Genomic DNA, 4,585 nt, shown 5'->3' on the forward strand with positions numbered 1-4,585 from the left:
ACTATTGAATATATCCTGCTTTACGAAGTTCTTCCATCGCTTTCTCAGTTCTTTCTTCATTTACTAAGATAATTGGTCCGGTACAACCCATTCCGCTTTCTGCATAAATACCTTCCTTCCAAAGCGCCTGAACTCCATCCTCTAAGTCCATAATCTCGATTCCAGAAATCGTACTTGTTACCACCTCTTTCGATGGTGCCTTTACTTCTTCTGTCTCCTCTTTCGCTCCTTCACTTTGGGCTTTTCTTGCCTTTAGTATCTCTTCAAGGCCTGCCTTCTTTGCTTGGGCAAACTCCTCTTTCGATACTGCAAACAAGCCTCCTCTTACCAGCTCAGCTGCATACTTAATGGCTCCTTCAATCACCGGGGCTCCACTGGCTCTTGAGATAATCATCACCTGCTTCTCATAGCCTTCTCCGATTCCTGGTCCATATCCATCTCCACTGGCTTCAAAATTTCCACCTGTTGTAAAGGAGGAAAGCATTTTTACCAGGACATTTCCTGATAAGGAATCACATACCATTACATCTGCTGCTCCCATCAGTACGTCGTTTCCACGCATGATGCATCCACCATCTGCTCTTTTTGACTCTGCAAAAGTGATGTCGTAGCCTTTCTCCTGTAACTGCTTTAAGGCGATTTCTGTCTGTCTTGCTCCATCTACATTTAGGATTCCTACACTTGGCTTCTCTACCCCACACGCCTTCGCGGTAATAATTCCATACAGTGCATTTTTTATCATACCTTCGATACGATCTGCGCTAGAGGTTCCTGTTGTCGTAGCAAGATACATATCTCTTCCTAATGCCGGTGTTTTTACTCTTCCTACCGTTGATACTCCAATCGGGAATGGAAAGTGCATGGTCACTGCTGCATCCACTTCTCCCTTGTCTAAAAGCTCTTCCATCTTCCTGTGGCCTTCTTCTTCACATGCCACTTCTATGGTTTTCACTCCTTCTGCTTTCAAGGTTCCGATAAAGTATACCTCTACTCCACTTCTCGCTGCCCTTACAGCCCCTTCTAACGCGTTCTCTTCACCTAACTCGCTTCCAAGACCTGTCAAGGCTATCTTTGGCTTACTTCCAAAACTACCCGTCTCTAAACCTTCTGCGATTTCTAAAAATGTGGAGGCGATTAATTTATTTACATTCTCTGCCATTTTTGTCCACTCCTTTTTTACGCTTCTTTGTTTAGGCTCTCTGCAAATCCTCTGAAGGCTTCTGCAACCAGTTTCTTTACTTCCTCTTTCGATACTCCTTGCTCTTCTTTCTCTCCCTCATTTACCTGCATTACAAAAGAGACTCCATCAAAAAGATTTGTCATACGGCCAAGGAATAGACTTCCCTTACCAATAATCATTGCGGTTTTAATCTTTCCACTTATCATATCTTCTCTTGCAAATCCAATGTATGGCACTCCTGATGGTATGTGCCCTTGTGTAGGTGCCCAGCCGACTAAGCCATGTTCTTTTACGAATCCTGGTAAGTCTTTCGGTGTCATCTCCCCACGTTTTGCTGCTAAGGCTCCTATCATCTTGTAGTTTGCCAAAGGTACATCTCCGGCTCCTGCTGGAACGGTAATATCTGGATTCTGCATCTCTGGAGAATACTTATCAATATCTAAAATCTTTAAGCCATGCTTATCCAGTCCTGATGTTACCAGACCTGTCATAACAGCCTGAGGTGACGATCCTGTTCCTACTGTATGGCGTCCAAGCATGTCCAAGTTAATTTCTGGATTCACTCCATCGTTTTCTGTTACTACAACTGCAAATCCACCAAGACAATCCTCTAAAATTGGAAGTCCTTTTTTCAAATGATCTTTTCCGTTCATTCCTAATTTCGCAGTACATCCACCACTGGTTACGACAACGGTTTTATAGGCTCCGGATTTTACCATAGCTGCTGCTTCAATCATTGCATGAGTAGGAGCTGCACAAAAACCTCGGATATCTGAACCTGTTGCATTCACAAGTCCTGCTACTTCCGCTGCTGCTTTCGCGAAGTTTCCTCCACCTCTTTGGTTCATATCTCCGCATGCTTCCTCAGCACAGTCAATAACGTGTTCCACATCTTCTTTTTGAATTCCAGCGTTCTTGATTGCATAAAGTAATGCAAGTACACTGGATGCTTTACTCATGAGATTCTCATGCATTACATGGGCAGAAAGATTCGTATCAATGTCATGGGCTCTCTTTACACACCCGATTAACTTTCCGTCATGGTACAGACCTTCCCCTTCTTCATCCTTTACAAAGTGCTCAATTTCGGAAAGCTCTACGCCCTCGTGGATACGTTGAGATATGTCCTCTGAAATAATTGGATTCTTTGCAAAAGCATCTTTATGTGCCGCTACGAAAGATTTCTCTAAGCGTACCACTTCAAACATGTCACTGGCTTGTACCAAAAGCAAGAACTCTTCCTGTGGCATAATTTCCCCAAATTTACCAAAGCGGTCTGCTCCTTCTTTTTTCTTATCGTACCAAGGCATCTCTACTGCTCCCAAGTCATCTGGATGAGCATTGCCTATATAGGTTTGATTGGGCCAATAGCTTACGGCATCCTCAAAGCTTCTTAGGTGCTTTGGTACTTCTTTTAAATATTCGGAATCTGGATTCACGATTCTTTCTGTTGTTTGTGTAGTACCGTTATGCAATACCATGTCTGGAGTATGTACCAGCACGTAGCTGGCTCCTTTTACAACACTGTTCATTTCTAAATCTCCTTTCCTTATATAGAGGGACGAGGCACTCCCTCGGAAATTTTTTCCTGTATCGGAAGTGCCTCAGTGAATATGCTCAATTTAATATTTTGTAAATTCGTTGCGAATATCTGACATTTCGTTCACAATATCGTCAACGTCTAAAACCATTTCCATCATACTGATTTGCTCATCGTAAACCCCTTCATCAAACTCTTCCTTGATTTCTGGTTCACAACAGTGATATACACGAAGTCCAAGCTGGACTCCTGTCAATGGACCTGCAAAAGTAGGGTCTCCTGCTGTTACGGTTTCTGCTGCAAGTCCTGCAGCTTCTCCTTCAGCAGCGCCAAGTAATACTACCAAGTTCTCTGGGCCGTATTCATCAGCAAACTCCTTTACTCTCTTTTGGTTCTCTAGATCCATTGCTCCTGCGCTCGTTCAAACAAAGCACTCCGTTGATGAGAATACCACTTCTGCTCCAGCTGTTTTTGCACACTCTGCAATTGCTGGTCCCGGTATACCATCACGGTCTCCGATAATTATAACTTTTTTGTCTTTTAAAATAGCCATAATTACTCTCCTTTCTTTTTTTCTCTCTATGACTAAATATATTTCTTAATCATCTCTTCTATGCTCTCTGGTGTACAATCATCCTTCACCAGCTCTTCTACCTTTTCACCATCTTTATAGACAGCCATAACAGGTAGTCCCAGTACCTTCTGGGCTATGGCAAGTCTTCTTGCCTTTGTTGTGTTCAATGCTGTAAACTTAAGCTTATCTCCATATGTTTCGGCAAACTCATGTACCTTTGGCATCAATGCCTGACACGGTACACAGCCATCTCCGTAAAAGTCTACAAATACATATCCTTCTTCTTTTAATACTTCTTCTTCAAAAGTATTCTTATCTAATTCTACCATCTTGCAGTCCTCCTCTTATACGTAGCCTGTTATCTTTCTTTCAATCTGAATTGCTGCAATTGCTCCGTCTGCTGCTGCTGTTACTACTTGTCTAAGACTCTTGATTCGCACATCTCCTGCAACGTAAACCCCATCCACGTTTGTGTGCATATCTTCATCTCCTATAATATATCCCCTCTCATCCATGTCTATTACTCCTTTAAACAGCTCTGAGTTGGGAATTGTTCCTATAAAACCAAACAAACCAAACATACCATCTTCTTCATCTGCTTCAATCTTCGTGATTTCACCAGTTTTCACATTCTTTACTGCCATACCTTGCAAGATATCTTCCCCAAAGATCTCTTCTACTACGCTATCCCAAAGTACCTCTACCTTTGGATTTGCAAATGCTTTCTCCTGAATCGATTTTGCAGCGCGAAGTTCATTTCTTCTATGAATAATCGTAACCTTTCTTGCAAACTTTGAAAGGTAAAGAGCTTCTTCTACTGCAGAGTCTCCTCCACCAACTACGTATACTTCAAAGTCTTCAAAGAAGTTGGCATCACAAGTAGCACAGTAAGACACTCCTTTTCCTACATAGTCTGCCTCCCCTTTGCAGCCAATCGGTCTGGAATGAGCTCCCGTTGCGATAATAACATTTTTTCCCCGGTACTCTTCCTTTGTGGTCTTTATCACTTTTACTTCCCCAAGTAATTCTACCTCTGTAATAGTCGCTGATACTCTCTCACAGCCAAACTTTTCAGCCTGCTGTGCCATTCTCTCAACAAGAGAAGCACCAGATTCACCTTCTACTCTTTGACCAGGATAGTTCTCAATCTCATCTGTAATTGCGATTTGACCGCCATCTTGTCCCTTTTCAATAATCAAAGTTGACAACCTGCTTCTTCCGGCGTAGAGTCCCGCCGCTAAACCTGCGGGACCTGCACCTAGAATGATTACATCATATATCTTATCCATTT

The 4,585-nt window shown here is 42.6% G+C and carries 5 protein-coding genes; all 5 read right to left on the bottom strand.

Features of this window, described 5'->3' with window-relative positions; translation table 11 throughout:
* Position 1 precedes the first annotated feature (1 nt).
* The 5 genes from grdD to trxB all read right to left on the bottom strand — a co-directional run bounded on the left by grdD (position 2) and on the right by trxB (position 4,583).
* Positions 2 to 1,159 (bottom strand): glycine/sarcosine/betaine reductase complex component C subunit alpha, encoded by a 1,158-nt coding sequence (grdD, locus tag NHH15_RS15240; protein WP_262067506.1) that lies wholly within the window; start codon positions 1,157 to 1,159, stop codon positions 2 to 4.
* Between the two features lie 17 nt (positions 1,160 to 1,176).
* Positions 1,177 to 2,712 carry a glycine/sarcosine/betaine reductase complex component C subunit beta gene (gene grdC, locus NHH15_RS15245; protein WP_262067507.1) on the bottom strand — a complete coding sequence of 512 codons (1,536 nt, stop codon included), beginning with the start codon at positions 2,710 to 2,712 and terminating at the stop codon, positions 1,177 to 1,179.
* A 90-nt stretch (positions 2,713 to 2,802) separates the two neighbouring features.
* Positions 2,803 to 3,273: a glycine/sarcosine/betaine reductase complex selenoprotein A gene (gene grdA, locus NHH15_RS15250; protein ID WP_262067508.1), complete on the bottom strand. Its 471-nt coding sequence runs from the start codon at positions 3,271 to 3,273 to the stop codon at positions 2,803 to 2,805.
* 32 nt (positions 3,274 to 3,305) lie between these two features.
* Positions 3,306 to 3,623 carry a thioredoxin TrxA gene (gene trxA / locus NHH15_RS15255; RefSeq protein WP_262067509.1) on the bottom strand — a complete coding sequence of 106 codons (318 nt, stop codon included), beginning with the start codon at positions 3,621 to 3,623 and terminating at the stop codon, positions 3,306 to 3,308.
* 15 nt (positions 3,624 to 3,638) lie between these two features.
* Entirely contained in the window at positions 3,639 to 4,583 is a 945-nt protein-coding gene (trxB, locus tag NHH15_RS15260; RefSeq protein WP_262067510.1) for a thioredoxin-disulfide reductase, read from the bottom strand.
* Positions 4,584 to 4,585 lie beyond the last annotated feature (2 nt).

This window comes from Aequitasia blattaphilus, from assembly GCF_024721305.1.
Classification (GTDB): Bacteria; Bacillota; Clostridia; order Lachnospirales; family Lachnospiraceae; genus Aequitasia; species Aequitasia blattaphila.

Coding starts and splice junctions, on each gene's coding strand:
- grdD (WP_262067506.1), bottom strand. CDS start 1,159: ATGGCAGAGAATGTAAATAAATTAATCGCCTCCACATTTTTAGAAATC.
- grdC (WP_262067507.1), bottom strand. CDS start 2,712: ATGAACAGTGTTGTAAAAGGAGCCAGCTACGTGCTGGTACATACTCCA.
- trxA (WP_262067509.1), bottom strand. CDS start 3,623: ATGGTAGAATTAGATAAGAATACTTTTGAAGAAGAAGTATTAAAAGAA.
- trxB (WP_262067510.1), bottom strand. CDS start 4,583: ATGGATAAGATATATGATGTAATCATTCTAGGTGCAGGTCCCGCAGGT.